General features: G+C 62.3%; 12 protein-coding genes. 9 read left to right on the forward strand and 3 right to left on the reverse strand.

Annotated elements, in window-relative coordinates; all coding sequences use genetic code 11:
* Positions 1-9: 9 nt before the first annotated feature.
* Together cydB and J9788_RS09135 are read right to left on the reverse strand one after the other, a co-directional pair.
* Positions 10-1,017, reverse strand: coding sequence for a cytochrome d ubiquinol oxidase subunit II (gene cydB / locus J9788_RS09130; protein WP_046896642.1), 1,008 nt, complete (start codon positions 1,015-1,017; stop codon positions 10-12).
* 2 nt (positions 1,018-1,019) lie between these two features.
* The gene (locus J9788_RS09135) at positions 1,020-2,420 is read right to left on the reverse strand and encodes a cytochrome ubiquinol oxidase subunit I (RefSeq protein ID WP_004934615.1); all 1,401 of its coding nucleotides are present in this window, start codon (positions 2,418-2,420) and stop codon (positions 1,020-1,022) included.
* A 144-nt stretch (positions 2,421-2,564) separates the two neighbouring features.
* On the opposite strand from J9788_RS09135, the gene J9788_RS09140 reads away from it, so the two are divergent.
* The 6 genes from J9788_RS09140 (at position 2,565) to J9788_RS09165 (ending at position 9,727) form a co-directional block, all read left to right on the forward strand.
* Positions 2,565-3,983, forward strand: coding sequence for a PLP-dependent aminotransferase family protein (locus tag J9788_RS09140; protein WP_046896643.1), 1,419 nt, complete (start codon positions 2,565-2,567; stop codon positions 3,981-3,983).
* Positions 3,984-4,137: 154 nt separating this feature from the next.
* A complete protein-coding gene (locus J9788_RS09145; protein ID WP_033650918.1) occupies positions 4,138-5,826 on the forward strand; it encodes an ABC transporter substrate-binding protein in 1,689 nt (562 codons plus the stop codon).
* A 48-nt stretch (positions 5,827-5,874) separates the two neighbouring features.
* A complete protein-coding gene (locus tag J9788_RS09150; RefSeq protein ID WP_046896728.1) occupies positions 5,875-6,831 on the forward strand; it encodes an ABC transporter permease in 957 nt (318 codons plus the stop codon).
* Positions 6,832-6,835: 4 nt separating this feature from the next.
* The gene (gene opp4C / locus J9788_RS09155; RefSeq protein WP_046896645.1) at positions 6,836-7,786 is read left to right on the forward strand and encodes an oligopeptide ABC transporter permease; all 951 of its coding nucleotides are present in this window, start codon (positions 6,836-6,838) and stop codon (positions 7,784-7,786) included.
* The gene (locus tag J9788_RS09160) at positions 7,783-8,769 is read left to right on the forward strand and encodes an ABC transporter ATP-binding protein (RefSeq protein ID WP_046896646.1); all 987 of its coding nucleotides are present in this window, start codon (positions 7,783-7,785) and stop codon (positions 8,767-8,769) included. Before opp4C ends, J9788_RS09160 begins: the two co-directional genes overlap by 4 nt.
* Positions 8,759-9,727: an ABC transporter ATP-binding protein gene (locus tag J9788_RS09165; RefSeq protein WP_046896647.1), complete on the forward strand. Its 969-nt coding sequence runs from the start codon at positions 8,759-8,761 to the stop codon at positions 9,725-9,727. The genes J9788_RS09160 and J9788_RS09165 overlap by 11 nt, the downstream gene beginning before the upstream one ends.
* 2 nt (positions 9,728-9,729) lie before the next feature.
* Here the strand turns inward: J9788_RS09165 and J9788_RS09170 are convergent, their stop codons facing one another.
* Positions 9,730-10,704: an alpha/beta hydrolase gene (locus J9788_RS09170; protein WP_046896648.1), complete on the reverse strand. Its 975-nt coding sequence runs from the start codon at positions 10,702-10,704 to the stop codon at positions 9,730-9,732.
* Positions 10,705-11,379: 675 nt separating this feature from the next.
* Between J9788_RS09170 and J9788_RS09175 the strand changes: the two genes are divergently transcribed.
* The 3 genes from J9788_RS09175 to astD are packed head-to-tail and all read left to right on the forward strand — an operon-like array spanning position 11,380 to position 15,153.
* Positions 11,380-12,594, forward strand: coding sequence for an aspartate aminotransferase family protein (locus J9788_RS09175; protein WP_015378175.1), 1,215 nt, complete (start codon positions 11,380-11,382; stop codon positions 12,592-12,594).
* Between the two features lie 52 nt (positions 12,595-12,646).
* Entirely contained in the window at positions 12,647-13,681 is a 1,035-nt protein-coding gene (gene astA, locus J9788_RS09180; RefSeq protein WP_004934585.1) for an arginine N-succinyltransferase, read from the forward strand.
* The gene (gene astD, locus J9788_RS09185; protein ID WP_046896729.1) at positions 13,681-15,153 is read left to right on the forward strand and encodes a succinylglutamate-semialdehyde dehydrogenase; all 1,473 of its coding nucleotides are present in this window, start codon (positions 13,681-13,683) and stop codon (positions 15,151-15,153) included. Before astA ends, astD begins: the two co-directional genes overlap by 1 nt.
* Positions 15,154-15,174 lie beyond the last annotated feature (21 nt).

Below are 15,174 nucleotides of genomic sequence, written 5' to 3' on the forward strand. Positions count from 1 at the left end.
CCTCCTTCCTCAGTGATAGCCGTGTTCATGGCTGATCTTGCCGCGGAACACGTAGTAGCTCCAGAAGGTGTAGACCAGAATGATTGGGATGATGAACAGCGCGCCGACCAGCATAAAGCCGAGGCTCTGCGGCGGCGCGGCGGCGTCCCACAGGCTGATGGCCGGCGGGATCAGGTGCGGCCAGATACTGATGCCGAGCCCGCTCAGGCCGAGGAACACCAGCAGCAGCGTCAGCATGAACGGCGAGTAGTGCGCGCCGCGTTTCACTCCGCGCCGGATCCCCCAGGCGCTGAGCAGCACCAGCACCGGCACCGGCAGCAGCCAGAACAGGTTCGGCAGCGTAAACCAGCGCGCGGCGATTTCGGGGTGCGCGATCGGCGTCCAGATGCTGACCGCAGCCAGCACCAGCAGCAGGATGGCCAGCAGCGGCGTCGCCAGGTGATACATGCGCGCCTGCAGGTCACCGGCGGTTTTCATCACCAGCCAGGTACAGCCGAGCAGGGCGTAGGTCACCACCAGCCCCAGCCCGCAGAACAGCGCGAACGGCGTCAGCCAGTCCAGTGCGCCGCCGGCGTAGGTGCGGCCTTCGACCGGGAAGCCGTTGATCACGGCGCCCACCACCACACCCTGGCTGAAGGTGGCGAAGAGAGAGCCCCAGATGAACGCCTTGTCCCAGATATGGCGCTTCTCCGGCGTGGCCTTGAAGCGAAACTCGAAGGCCACGCCGCGGAAAATCAGCCCGATCAGCATCAACGTCAGCGGGATCGCCAGCGCGTCGAGGATCACCGAGTAGGCCAGCGGGAAGGCGCCAAACAGCGCCGCGCCGCCCAGCACCAGCCAGGTTTCATTGCCGTCCCACACCGGGGCGACGGTGTTCATCATCAGATCGCGGTCGTCGCTTGCTTTCACCCACGGAAACAGGATGCCGATGCCCAAATCGAAACCGTCCATCACCACGTACATCATGGTGCTGAACACGATGATGACAAACCAAATCAGCGGAAGATCGATGCCCATGTTCAGCTCCTGTCGTCCAGAGTGTCGTTGACCGCGGACAGCGGACGCGCCGGGCGGCCCTCGGTATTGTCTTCTTGGTGTTCATGCGGCTGCGGCCCTTTGCGGATCAGGCGCATCATGTAGGAGTAGCCCACGCCGAACACCGAGCAGTAGACGATGATAAACGCCAGCAGGCTGATGCTCATGTGCAGATCGCCATGCGCGGATACCGCATCCTTGGTGCGCAGCAGGCCGTACACCACCCACGGCTGGCGGCCGATCTCGGTGGTGAACCAGCCCGCCAGCAGCGCCAGCAGCCCGGAAGGACCCATCCACAGGATGAAGTACAGGAACGGACGCGACTGATAGAGCCCGCCGCGCCAGCGCAGCCACAGGCTCCAGACCCCGGCCAGGATCATCAGCATGCCCAGCCCGACCATGATGCGGAACGACCAGAACACCACGGTGGAGTTGGGGCGATCTTCCGGCGGGAACGATTTGAGCGCCGGCACCTGCTCGGTCAGGCTGTGCGTCAGGATCAGGCTGCCGAGGTAGGGCACCTCCAGCTTGAAGCGGGTCTCTTCACGCTGCATGTCCGGCCAACCGACCAGGATCAGCGGCGTGGCTTCGCCCGGCGGGTTTTCCCAGTGGCCTTCGATGGCGGCGATCTTCGCCGGCTGATGTTTTAGCGTATTCAGGCCGTGCGCATCGCCGATCAGCGCCTGCACCGGCGCGACGATCAGCGCCATCCACATCGCCATCGACAGCATCTTGCGCATCGCCGGCGTATCGCGGCCGCGCAGCAAGTGCCAGGCGGCGGACGCGCCGACGAAGAACGCCGAGGAGAGGAAGGCGGCGGTGGACATGTGCAACAGGCGGTACGGGAAGGACGGGTTGAAGATCACCTTCAGCCAGTCGACCGGCACCACCTGGCCATTGATGATTTCATGCCCCTGCGGCGTCTGCATCCAGCTGTTGGAGGCCAGGATCCAGAAGGTGGAGATCAGCGTGCCGAGCGCCACCATGCAGGTGGCGAAGAAGTGCAGCCCTGGGCCGACGCGGTTCCAGCCGAACAGCATCACGCCGAGGAAACCGGCTTCGAGGAAGAAGGCGGTCAGCACTTCATAAGTCAGCAGCGGCCCGGTAATGCTGCCGGCGAACTCGGAGAAGAAGCTCCAGTTGGTGCCGAACTGGTAAGCCATCACCAGCCCGGATACCACGCCCATGCCGAAGTTAACGGCGAAAATCTTTGACCAGAAATGATAAAGCTCACGATAGGCTTCATTGTGCGTTTTCAACCATAATCCTTCCAGCACCGCCAGGTAGCTGGCTAAACCGATGGTGATGGCGGGGAAAATGATATGGAAAGACACGGTGAAGGCGAACTGTATTCTGGCGAGTTCCAGTGCATCAAGACCCAGCATGGCGCCTCCTAGGGTTGAACATAAATTAACCTCTTGAGTATAGCTGTCATTTTTATGTGAAATACTTGGCGTTAAGTTAAGCACGGAGTACAGTACCTATAATAGTGACAGTTATTTTACTTTTTCATATAACAGTTAATGGTTATGACCCGATACGAGCAGCTTGCGCAGCAGATTAGAGAACAGATCCAGAACCGGGTGTGGCGGGCGGGCGACAAGCTGCCTTCGCTGCGCGAGAGCGGCAAACGCGCCGGATTGAGCCTGATGACGGTGGTGCAGTCTTATCAACTGCTGGAGAGCCAGGGGTGGATCGTCGCCCGGCCGCAGTCGGGCTACTATGTGGCGGCGCGTCCGCAGCCGCTGCCGCAGCCTTCGCGCGGCGAGAAACTGCTGCTGAGCGAGCAGGTGGACATCAACGCCTTTATTTTCGACGTGCTGCAGGCCTGCAAGGATCCGGACATCGTGCCTTTCGGTTCGGCATTTCCCGACGCCACGCTGTTCGCCCAGCCGAAGCTGGCGCGGGCGCTGAGCAGCGTAGCGCGCAAGTTCACGCCGCACAGTTCGCTGGTCAACCTGCCGCCGGGCAACGACGCGCTGCGGCGGCACATTGCCCAACGTTATGCGCTGAGCGGCATGCAGGTCGCGCCGGACGAGATCGTCATCACCGCCGGGGCGATGGAGTCGCTCAGCCTCAGCCTGCAGGCGGTGACCCAACCGGGCGACTATGTGGCGATCGAGTCGCCGGCGTTTTACGGCGCGCTGCAGGCGCTGGAACGGCTGCGGCTGAAGGCGGTGGCGATCGCCACGCATCCGCAGGACGGCATCGATCTGGACGCGTTGCAGCAGGCGGTGGAGCAGTATCCGATCAAAGCCTGCTGGCTGATGACCCACTTCCAGAACCCGCAGGGCGCCACCCTGCCGGAGGCCAACAAGCAGCGTCTGGTGGCGCTGCTGCGCGAACGGCAGATCTCGCTGATCGAAGACGACGTCTACGGCGAGCTGTACTTCAGCGCCGAACGGCCGCTGCCGGCGAAGGCGCTCGACAGCGGCGGCCAGATCCTGCACTGCTCGTCATTTTCCAAATGTCTGGCGCCGGGCTTTCGCGTCGGCTGGGTGGCGGCGGGGCGTTATGCGCAACAGATCCAGCGTTTGCAGCTGATGAGCACCGTTTCCACCAGCGTGCCGACCCAGATGGCGCTGGCGGATTATCTGTTGCACGGCGGCTACGACACCCATCTGCGGCGCCTGCGCCGCCTGCTGGCCCAGCGCCAAAGCGCAATGCGTCAGGCGATCGCCCACCATTTCCCGCCGACGGTGAAAGTCAGTCAGCCTGACGGTGGGTATTTCCTGTGGCTGGAACTCGATCCGGCGCTGTCGTCGATGGAGCTGTACCGGCGCGCACTCGCACGGGGCATCAGCATCGCGCCGGGGCGCATGTTCACCACCGGCGACCATTTCAACCACTGCTTCCGTCTCAACGCCTCGTTTGAATGGAATGACCGCTTTGAAGAGGCGATAAAAACCTTAGCCAAACTTATCCGGGGGCTGACATCGGCAGGCTGAACCGCACTTTGTTCAACGCTTCGCCCCAGAAAAATTCATAATGCTTTTTTCGGCAATGGAATGCCGGTTTCGTTGTTAGACAGCCCTCCAGCCGCCCATTACTCTGCGATAAATTTTGTCACATTTTTATCAACGGGTAGACGAGGGGCAGTGGGTGAGTGGAATAAAAAATAAGCTAAACAAACTGTTGCGCTATCGGCTGACGCCGCTGGCGTTGGTCTGCGCGCTGGGATTGAGCGCCGCCGCGCAGGCGGAAACGCTGGCCGAAGGCATTACGCCGGCCAGCGACGCCGCTCGTGTGCCGGCCGCCGCCAAACTGCGCAAAGATACCGTCGTGGCGGGCATCTCGGAGCCGCAGGGAATTTTCAACCCATATCTGTTCACCAACGGCTGGGACGAGAACGTGACCGACGTGATCTTCAGCCGGCTGATCGGCCTGGACAGCCAGGGCAAACCGGAAGGGCGCCTGGCGGAGTCCTGGCAGGTCAGCCCCGATAATCTGACCTACACCATCAAGCTGCGGCCGAATCTGGTCTACAGCGACGGCTCGCCGCTGAAGGCCGACGATATCGCCTTTACCCTGACGCTGCTGCACGACCCGGCCTATGACGGCGATACCGATATCACGCCGGCGCACATTCAGGGCGGCGCCGAGTATAAAAACGGCACCGCGGCCGGCATCAGCGGGCTGAAGGTGATCGACGATCGCACCATTCAGATCGTCACCACCCAACCGGGCGCGACTACGTTGCAACTGATTGGCGGGCCGGTATTGTCGCGGGCTTACTACGGCAAAGACTATCAGCGCGGCAAGCTCGACGGCGTGCGCGCCTTGAACGGCAAGCCGCTCGGCAACGGCCCCTACATTTACGACAAGTACGTGCCGGGGCAGGAAATCCGCTTCCACGCCAACCCGAACTTCTACCTCGGCCCGCCGCCGATGGCGCGCTTTATCTATCGCGTCACCAACCCGGCCACCAACTTCCAGCTGTTCCAGACCGGTGAGACCGACTACGACGCCTTTACCGCCAAGCCGGACGATATCGAACAGCTCAAGCTGCTCGGCTTCGCCAATATCAACCTTTACAGCTCGAGTGATTACAGCCGGGTTGATTTCAACCTCAGACGCCCGGCGCTGCAGGACAAGCGGGTGCGTCAGGCGCTGATCTACGGCCTCGATCGACAAAAACTGATCGCCGTGGTGTACCAGGGGTACGGCAAGGTCGCCAACCAGCCGATTTCGCCGATCTCCTGGGCTTACGACGCCAACGGCATCAATCCTTACGCTTACGATCTCGATAAGGCCAAAAAGCTGTTGGACGAGGCGGGCTGGCAGGTGGGCGCTGACGGCATCCGGCAGAAAGACGGTAAAAAGCTGGAGCTGACGCTGCTGGTGACCAAAAAACTGATCAACGACGCGCTGGTGCCGATCGCCAAGGATAACTACCGCCGGCTCGGCGTGGTGCTGAAACCGCAGGTATTGGATTTCAACGCGCTGCTGGCGCAGCGCAAGGCGGGCAATTACGACCTGGCGTCTCTCAGCACCAGCACGCTGAACGATCCGCACGACGGCGTACGCGACTTCATCAGCCGCGAGAGCGAGACCGGCTATCACAACCCGCAGGTGGATGCGCTAATCGCCAAAGCCAATGCCACGCTGGATATCGCGCAGCGTAAGCCGCTGTACCATCAGCTGTATCAGGTGCTGGCGGACGATCCGCCGGTGATCCTGCTCGGCAACCGCGAAATCTTGAGCGCCAGCAGCGCGCGCGTCACCGGCTTTAAACCGGATATCTACAACGGACTGGTCGGCAGCCTGCCGAACGTCAAACCGGCGCCGTAACGCCCCGATGCCGCCGCACCATTCCGGGCGGCGGCGATGGAATTCGCGATGAGAAATTTTATCCTGCGCCGTTTGTTGCAGACGATCCCGATGCTGTTGCTGGCTTCATTGCTGATTTTTTGCATCTTCGCCCTGGCGCCCGGCGACTTTATCGACGGCAATATCAACCTGACCGCACAACGCGCCGCCGAGCTGCGGGCGCTGTATGGGTTGGATCAGCCCTTGTTCAGCCGTTACCTGCATTGGCTTGGCCGGCTGTTGCAGGGCGATCTCGGCTTCTCGCTGCAGTATCAGATCCCGGTCAGCACGCTGCTGAACCAATACATCTGGAACTCGTTCCTGCTGGCGGCGGTGGCGATGGTGCTGTATTGGGGCATCGCGCTGGCGGTGGGGGTGATCTCGGCGATGAAACCCTATTCGCTGTTCGATCATCTGATCACCGTGGCGGTGTTCGCCGCCATGTCGTTTCCCACGTTTTTCCTTTGCCTGTTGCTGATCAAATGGTTCGCCGTCGATCTGCACTGGTTGCCGGCGGGCGGCATGCTGCGCACCGGCAGTGAGGCGAGCGGGTTGGCCTGGGCGCTGGAGGTGGCGGCGCACCTGCTGCTGCCGGTGCTGGCACTGGTGATGCTGCAGGCCGGCAGCCTGACGCGCTATTTTCGCGCCAGCATGCTGGAGGTGATCCGCATGGACTATATCCGCACCGCGCGCGCCAAAGGGCTCAGGGAAAAAACGGTGATCTTCAAACACGCGCTGCGCAATGCGCTGTTGCCGATCATCACCCTGCTGGGGTTCGAGCTGCCGGGATTGTTCTCCGGCGCGCTGATCACCGAAAAAATCTTCAACTGGCCGGGTGCCGGGCATATCCATATCGATTCGCTGGCGGCGCGCGATTATCCGGTATTGATGGGGTTCACGCTGTTTCTGGCGGCGCTGACCATTCTCGGCAATCTGCTGGCGGACATTCTGTACGCCTATGCCGATCCACGCATTCGCTTGAGGTAATACGATGTGGGTTACGCTGTTTTTCGGCCGCCGTCGCCGCTGGCGACAGGCGCAGCTGCCGGCGCTGGCGCAGCTGTCTCCGCCGCCCGCCGCGCAGGCTTGGCGCCGTCTGCGCCGCCACCGGCCGGCGATGATCTCGCTGGCGCTGCTGGTGCTGTTGGCGCTGCTGTGCCTGATTGGGCCGTCGCTGTCGCCGTGGCCTGACGACGCCGGCGATGTGCTGAACATCAATCAGGCGCCGAGCGGCGCGCATTGGTTGGGCACCGACTTTCTCGGCCGCGATATTTGCACCCGGCTGCTGCTGGCGGGGCGAATATCGCTGACCATCGGCCTGGTGTCGATGCTGCTGTCGGTGACGCTGGGCTACGTGCTGGGGGCGTTCGCCGGTTATCTGGGGGGCGTGGCGGATCGGCTGATCATGCGCTTCGCCGATCTGCTGATGACCATTCCCGGCCTGCCGCTGCTGATCATCATGGGGGCGATGCTGACCGAACTCGACGTGTCGCCGGACTACCGTATCTACATGGTGATGATCATGCTGAGCCTGCTGGGCTGGCCGTCGCTGGCGCGGCTGGTGCGCGGCCAGATCCTGTCGCTGCGCGAGCGGGATTTCATGCTGGCCACCGAAGTGCTGGGGCTCTCCATTCGGCGGCGCCTCTTCGGCCATCTGTTGCCTAATACCGTGCCGATTTTGGTGGTGGTCGCCACCATGGCGGTGGCCAACGCCATCCTCAGCGAGTCGGCGTTGAGCTACCTTGGGCTGGGCGTGGTGCCGCCGACGCCGTCGTGGGGCAACATGATGGACGCCGCCAATAGCCTGATCGACTTTCAGCGCCGTCCCTGGCTGTGGATGCCGCCGGGGCTGGCGATCTTCGTCACCGTGGTGGCGATCAATATCTTGGGCGACGGCCTGCGGGACGCGCTCGATCCGAAAATGAGCGGGGTAAAACGATGAGTCAACCGCTGGTGGCGTTCGACCGACTGTCGGTGTCGTTTCATGGCGAGCAGGGGCCGGTGCGGGCGGTGCAGCAGGTCAGCCTTGAACTGCAGGCCGGGCAAACGCTGGGGATCGTCGGCGAATCGGGCTGCGGCAAAAGCGTGACCGCCATGGCGCTGATGGGGCTGTTGCCGCAGCCGCTGGCGCAGGTAGACGGCGGTGAGATTCGCTTTGAAGGGCAAAACCTGCTGTCGCTGCGGGCACCCAAGATGGCGGATCTGCGCGGCAACCGGCTGGCGATGATCTTTCAAGAGCCGATGAGCGCGCTGAATCCGGTGTTGACCCTCGGCGAACAGCTGGTGGAGCCGCTGATCAGGCACTTGCTTCTGTCGCCGAAAGCGGCCTGGCGTCAGGCAATTCAAAGCTTGACGGAAGTGGGGTTGGCGCGCGCGGAGGCGCTGATGCGCTGCTACCCGCATCAGCTTTCCGGCGGTATGCTGCAGCGCGTGATGATCGCCATGGCGATCGGATGCCGGCCGGCGCTGCTGATCGCCGACGAACCGACTACGGCGCTCGACGTCACGGTGCAGGCGCAGATCCTGGCGTTGCTGCGCGAGCAGAGCCGGCGACACAACATGGCGATGATCTTGATCACCCACGATCTCGGGGTGATCGCCCAGATGGCCGATCGGCTGGCGGTGATGTACGCCGGGCGCGTCGTCGAGCAGGGAACAACCCGGGAAGTGCTGGACGAGCCGAGGCATCCCTATACGCAGGGGCTGATCGCCTCGCGGCCGGTGCCGGGGCAGCGGCGACGCCGCTTGTACTCCATTCCCGGTCAGGTGCCGGATCTGGCGCGGCTGCCGGAGCATTGCGCTTTCGCCGAGCGCTGCGCGCAGGCTACCGCGCGCTGCCGCGACGGCATTCCGCCGCTGTACGGCTCCCGTCAGCGTCAGTCCGCCTGTTTTCTCAATGCCGGAGGGCATCCGTATGTCGACTGAACCTTTGGTGGAGGTGAAGGGGTTAAAGAAATATTTCCCGCTGCGCGACGGGCTGTTCGGGCGTACCACCGGCCAACTGAAGGCGGTGGATGATGTCAGCTTCAGCATTCGCAAGGGCCGCATTTTCGGGCTGGTGGGCGAGTCCGGCAGCGGCAAAACCACCGTTGGCCGCACGCTGCTCGGCCTGCACGACAAAACCGCCGGCGAGGTGCTGTTCAAAGGTCAGGCGTTGGACGGCCTGAGCAAGGACGCGTTGCGCGCCCTGCGGCCGAAAATGCAGCTGGTGTTTCAGGATCCTTACAGCTCGCTGAATCCGCGTCTGCGCGTGGGCGACGCCATTGGGGAAGCGCTGTTGCAACACGGCCTGGCGAGCAAGGCGGAACTGCGCGAACGGGTGCTCGATACCCTGGCGATCTGCGGGTTGTCCTCACAGCATTACGGGCGGTTTCCGCATGAGTTTTCCGGCGGCCAGCGGCAGCGTATCGGCATTGCGCGCGCGTTGATCCTGCAACCGGAATTTATCGTCGCCGATGAGCCGATATCGGCGCTCGACGTGTCGATTCAGGCGCAGATCATCAATCTGTTTTCCGATTTACAGGAGCGGCAGGGGGTGACGCTGCTGTTTATCTCGCACGATCTCGGCGTGGTGGAGCATCTGTGCCAGGATGTGGCGGTGATGTATTTGGGGCAGATCGTTGAGAGCGCCGATCGCGATGCGCTGTTCCGCCAACCGCTGCATCCCTACACGCAGGCCTTGTTGGCGGCGGTGCCGACGCTGGATGCGCAACGCGCGCCGTCGTGGGTGGCCGGCGGCGAGCCGCCGAGCCCCGCTAACCCGCCGCGCGGCTGCCGTTTCCATCCCCGCTGCCCGCTGGCCACGGCGCAGTGCCGCGAACAGGCGCCGCAGCTGCGCAGCGTGGCGCCCGGTCATCAGGTGGCTTGCCACCTGGTCGGTTAGCGTCAGGACAGGTAGTGTTTCAACGCGCGCCCGGCCTGGTGGATCGCCGAATGCACCGCCGGGACGTGGGCGAGCGGGTTCAACAGGCCGTAGTCGTGGATTAGCCCGTTGTAGCGGGTAGAGGTGACCTCGACGCCGGCGGCGTCGAGCAGGCGCGCGTAAGCTTCGCCCTCATCGCGCAGCACGTCCAGCTCGGCGGTCTGCACCAGCGCCGGCGGCAAGCCCCGCAGCTGTTCCGGCGTAGCGTTGAGCGGCGAGGCGTAGATGTCTTTGCGCTGCGCCTTATCGGGCGCATAGCTGTCCCAAAACCACTTCATCATATTGCGGGTCAGGAAATGGCCTTCGGCGAATTGATGATAGGAATCGGTATCAAAATGGGCGTGCGTAACGGGCCACAGCAGGATCTGGCAACGCAATGCCGGTAGGCCTTTCTCTTTGGCCATCAGGCTGACCACCGCCGCCATATTGCCGCCGACGCTGTTGCCGACCACCGCCAGCCGTGAACCGTCGACGTTGATTTTTTCGCCATATTCGGCCACCCATTCCGTGGCGGCGTAAGCCAGATTGATCGCCTGCGGATAGTGCGCTTCCGGTGAGCGGGGGTAGTTGACGAACACCGCCGCCGCGCCGGAGCTGTAAACCAGATCGCGCACCAGCCGTTCATGGGTGGGAAAATCGCCCAGCACCCAGCCGCCGCCGTGAAAGAACATGAATACCGGCAATGTCTCCTTAACCCTGGCCGGTCGCACCAGCTGCAGCAGAATATCCTGGCCTTCTACGTGAATGGTTTTCTCGCTGATCTCCACCTCGCGCAGCGGCACGTCTACGCTGCGCTGCGCCGCTTCCAAAACTCTGCGCGCCTCTTTGGGCTTCATCTGCTCCATGGGTTTACCGCCGGCGGCATTCAGCGTCTCGAGAAACGCGCGGATGTCGTGTTGGGCGTGCGGCTGGCTGAGATCGACGGTTTTCTTGGGCATGGTGGCTCCTTGTGCGTAGAAGAGAAGGGGCGGTCAGGATCACAGTGTAGTCGTTGGCGCATAAAGCGGGAGCCGCGGCCGGCGGCGATCGGCGCGGTTTGTTTTCCGGGGCGCTGCCGATGGAATCGGCGCTTCGTCGCCGCATTGCCCGATCCTGGCGCAGCGCTGCACCGCATTGGGGCAAAAAGTGTGATGGCGAGCAAATCGGATGAAATTATTTTTGCGAGCGTGATCAGAAATCCTGAAGTTTTTCGCAATTGAATAGGATTTCGCGAGCAATGATGATTTTAGGCCTTATTTTTTAATTTATGCATTGCAAATGCATATAAAATGAATAAATATGCATTATAAGCCGTTGTTTTAACGTAAAAAATAGCAAAATCCGGCAAAAATCCCGTTTTGGCACGATAGCTGCTCTACACTCTTTATCAAACGACATGTATTTTAACTGCTCGTTAACATTTACTCCCCGCTCAGGGACCGGATAAGCGCCATAAATAGTGAAAAACCGATTTTATGTAACAGATTTGTTTCTAAATCAGCGGTGAGAGACAGCATTTTCTCCGCCGGGAAAGTCGGTTTTGAACAGCGGTTTTTTTGCATTGTGGCGGCCTAGCCGGGCTTGCGCGGTCCTTACAGTCAAAATTCAGCCTTTGCTGAGATTATGAGGTCACTATGGAACAGCCAATCGCAGTTACCCGCCAGTCTTTCGATGACTGGATGGTCCCGGTTTATGCCCCTGCCGATTTTATTCTGGTGCGGGGGGAAGGATCGCAGGTGTGGGATCAACAGGGTAAGTCTTACATCGATTTTGCCGGCGGCATCGCGGTTAACGCGTTGGGCCATGCGCACCCGGCGGTCAAGGCGGCGCTGGTGGAGCAGGCGGGCAAACTGTGGCATCTGGGCAATGGCTATACCAACGAACCGGTGCTGCGCCTGGCCAAAAAACTGATCGACGCCACGTTCGCCGACAAGGTGTTTTTCTGTAACTCGGGCGCAGAAGCCAACGAAGCGGCGCTGAAACTGGCGCGCAAACATGCGCACGACCAGCACGGCGCCGGTAAAGATCAGATTGTGGCGTTCAACAACGCGTTCCACGGCCGTACGCTGTTTACCGTGTCCGCCGGCGGCCAGCCAAAATATTCGCAGGACTTTGCGCCGCTGCCGGGCGGCATCACCCATACGCCGTATAACGATCTGGCCGCGGCGGCCGAGCTTATCAACGATCGCACCTGCGCGGTGATCGTCGAGCCTATCCAGGGCGAAGGCGGTGTGCTGCCGGCGGAAGCCAGTTTCCTGCAGGGGCTGCGTGAACTGTGCGATCGCCATAACGCGCTGCTGATCTTCGACGAAGTGCAGACCGGCGTCGGCCGCACCGGCCACCTGTATGCCTATATGCAGTACGGCGTGGTGCCGGACGTGCTGACCACCGCGAAAGCGCTGGGCGGCGGCTTCCCGATCGGCGCGATGCTGACCACCGATGCGCTGGCGAAAACGCTGGGCGTCGGCACTCACGGCACCACCTACGGTGGCAACCCGCTGGCGACGGCGGTGGCGGGGGAAGTGTTCTCCATCATCAATACCCCGGAAGTGCTGGAAGGCGTCAAGCAGCGCCACCAGTGGTTCATCGACGGGTTGAACGACATCAACCGTCAGTATCCGATCTTCGCCGAGATTCGCGGCGGCGGTTTGCTGATCGGCTGCCAACTGAAGAAAGACTATGCCGGCAAAGCGAAGCAGATCACCCAATTGGCCAACGAAGAAGGCGTTATCGCGCTGATCGCCGGCCCGGACGTGGTGCGTTTCACGCCGTCGCTGATCATCCCTGAGCAGGATGTGAAAGAGGGGCTGGCGCGATTCGCGCGCGCCGTGGCGCGCATTTGCAGCTAATCAGCGGGCTGCGCCTTCATCGGCGCAGCCTGATTCAGAAGAGGTTCGCATTATGATGATTATTCGCCCTATAGAGCGCCGCGATTTGGCGGATTTGCTGACGCTTGCCGGCAAATCCGGTATCGGTCTCACGTCGCTGCCGCAAAATGAAGATACCCTGTCGGCACGCATTGAGCGGGCGTTAAAAACCTGGCAAGGCGAACTTCCGCAAAGTGACCAGTGTTATTTGTTCGTGTTGGAAGACAGCGAGCGCCGGCAGGCGGTGGGGGTCTGCGCGATCGAAGTGGCCGTCGGCCTGGCGGAACCCTGGTACAGCTTCCGCGTCGGCACGCAGGTGCACGCGTCCAAACAGCTGAACGTCTATAAATCGGTGCCGACGCTGTTCCTCAGCAACGACCATACCGGGCATTCGGAACTGTGCACGCTGTTCCTCGATCCGGACTATCGTCACGGCGAGAACGGCAAGCTGCTGTCGAAGGTGCGTTTCCTGTTTATCGCCGCGTTCCGTGAACGCTTCTCCCGCCGTCTGATCGCCGAGATGCGCGGTTTCTCCGATGAAAACGGCCGTTCGCCGTTCTGGGAGAGCGTCGGCCACCGTTTCTTCTCCATCGAGTTCGCCAAGGCGGACTACCTGAGCGGCACCGGACAAAAGGCGTTTATCGCCGAACTGATGCCGAAACATCCGCTGTATGTCGATTTCCTGGCCGAAGACGCGCAGAAGGTGATCGGTGAAGTGCACCCGCAAACCCTGCCGGCGCGCCGCCTGCTGGAGGCGGAAGGCCTGAGCTATCAGGGCTACGTCGATATCTTCGACGGTGGCCCGACGCTGGAAGCCGAAATCGACCACATCCGTGCGGTGAAGCAGAGCCGCCTGGTCAAAGTGGTGCTGGATGACACGCCGATGCGCGCCGATGCGCCGGTCCATCTGGTCGCCAACGACAACTATCAGAATTATCGCGCACTGCTGGTCAATGCCGATCTGTATGACGATCGCCTGCATATCAACGCCGCCACCGCGGCGGCGCTGGGCGTCGAGCAGGGCAGCCCGGTGCGGGTACTCCCCCTTATTGCACAGGAGAAAGCATGATGTCCCATCCTGCACTGTTGATTAACGGCGTCTGGCGGCAGGGCCGCGGCGCGGAGTTCGGCAAGGCCGATCCGGTCGGCAATCAGCCGCTGTGGCGCGCCAACGCCGCCGACGCTGATGACGTCGCCGCCGCCTGCGAAGCCGCGCGCGCCGCATTCCCCGGCTGGGCGCGTACGCCGTTCGAGCAGCGCGAACAGCTGGTGAAACGCTTCGCCGCTTTGCTGGAAGAACATAAACAGTCGCTGGCGGAAACCATCAGCCGCGAGACCGGCAAACCGCGCTGGGAAACCCTGACCGAAATTCAGGCGATGATCGGCAAGGTGGGCATTTCACTGCAGGCCTATCAGGCGCGCACCGGTTTTAGCCAGACGGCGATGGCCGACGGCGCTTCGGTGCTGCGCCATCGCCCGCACGGCGTGCTGGCGGTGTTCGGGCCTTACAACTTCCCCGGCCATCTGCCGAACGGCCATATCGTGCCGGCGCTGCTGGCCGGAAACTGCGTGGTGTTCAAGCCGAGCGAACTGACGCCGCTGACCGCCGAGGAGACCCTGAAGCTGTGGCTGAAGGCCGGTCTGCCGGACGGGGTGATCAATCTGGTGCAGGGCGGCCGGGAAACCGGCGAGGCGCTGGCCGCCAGTGCGGATATCGACGGCCTGTTGTTCACCGGCAGCGCCGGCACCGGTTACCACCTGCATCGCCAATTGGCGGGGCAGCCGGAGAAGATCCTGGCGCTGGAGATGGGCGGCAACAACGCGCTGATCGTCGATGGTTTCGAGGATCGCGACGCGGCGGTCAACCTGGCTATCCAGTCGGCGTTTATCTCCGCCGGCCAACGCTGCACCTGTTCACGCCGCATTTTGGTGAAGCAGGGGGCGGAAGGCGACGCCTTTATCGCGCGTTTGGTTCAGGTGGCGGGCGAGCTGCGCGTCGGCCGTTGGGATGCCGAACCGCAGCCGTTCATGGGCGGCGTAGTGTCGGCGGCCGCGGCGGAAAACATGCTGAAAGCGCAGCAGCGCTTGCTGGCGCTGGGCGGAAAATCGCTGCTGGCCATGCGTCTGCTGGAGCCGGGCAGTTCGCTGCTCAGCCCGGGCATCATCGAGCTGACCGGCGTGGCCGGCGTGCCGGACGAAGAGTATTTCGGGCCGTTGACCACGATCGTGCGTTACCGCGATTTCGACGAGGCCCTGCGGCTCGCCAACCAGACGCGCTACGGCCTGTCGGTGGGATTGGTCTCGCCGCAGCGTGAGCTGTTCGAGAGGCTGCTGTTGGAAGCACGCGCCGGCATCGTCAACTGGAACAAGCCGTTGACCGGAGCGTCCAGCGCGGCGCCGTTCGGCGGCGTGGGGGCTTCCGGCAACCATCGCCCAAGCGCCTTCTATGCGGCGGACTATTGCGCCTGGCCGATGGCGTCGCTGGAAAGCGAAAGCCTGTCGCTGCCGGCGACGCTCTCGCCGGGCTTGTCGTTCCGTTAATCGTCTGCGGCGGCGTTATGG

Origin of the sequence: Serratia sp. X10 (assembly GCF_017811775.1) — a bacterium.
Lineage (GTDB): Bacteria > Pseudomonadota > Gammaproteobacteria > Enterobacterales > Enterobacteriaceae > Serratia > Serratia ureilytica.

Coding starts and splice junctions, on each gene's coding strand:
- cydB (WP_046896642.1), bottom strand. CDS start 1,017: ATGGGCATCGATCTTCCGCTGATTTGGTTTGTCATCATCGTGTTCAGC.
- J9788_RS09135 (WP_004934615.1), bottom strand. CDS start 2,420: ATGCTGGGTCTTGATGCACTGGAACTCGCCAGAATACAGTTCGCCTTC.
- J9788_RS09140 (WP_046896643.1), top strand. CDS start 2,565: ATGACCCGATACGAGCAGCTTGCGCAGCAGATTAGAGAACAGATCCAG.
- J9788_RS09150 (WP_046896728.1), top strand. CDS start 5,875: ATGAGAAATTTTATCCTGCGCCGTTTGTTGCAGACGATCCCGATGCTG.
- opp4C (WP_046896645.1), top strand. CDS start 6,836: ATGTGGGTTACGCTGTTTTTCGGCCGCCGTCGCCGCTGGCGACAGGCG.
- J9788_RS09160 (WP_046896646.1), top strand. CDS start 7,783: ATGAGTCAACCGCTGGTGGCGTTCGACCGACTGTCGGTGTCGTTTCAT.
- J9788_RS09165 (WP_046896647.1), top strand. CDS start 8,759: ATGTCGACTGAACCTTTGGTGGAGGTGAAGGGGTTAAAGAAATATTTC.
- J9788_RS09170 (WP_046896648.1), bottom strand. CDS start 10,704: ATGCCCAAGAAAACCGTCGATCTCAGCCAGCCGCACGCCCAACACGAC.
- J9788_RS09175 (WP_015378175.1), top strand. CDS start 11,380: ATGGAACAGCCAATCGCAGTTACCCGCCAGTCTTTCGATGACTGGATG.
- astA (WP_004934585.1), top strand. CDS start 12,647: ATGATGATTATTCGCCCTATAGAGCGCCGCGATTTGGCGGATTTGCTG.
- astD (WP_046896729.1), top strand. CDS start 13,681: ATGTCCCATCCTGCACTGTTGATTAACGGCGTCTGGCGGCAGGGCCGC.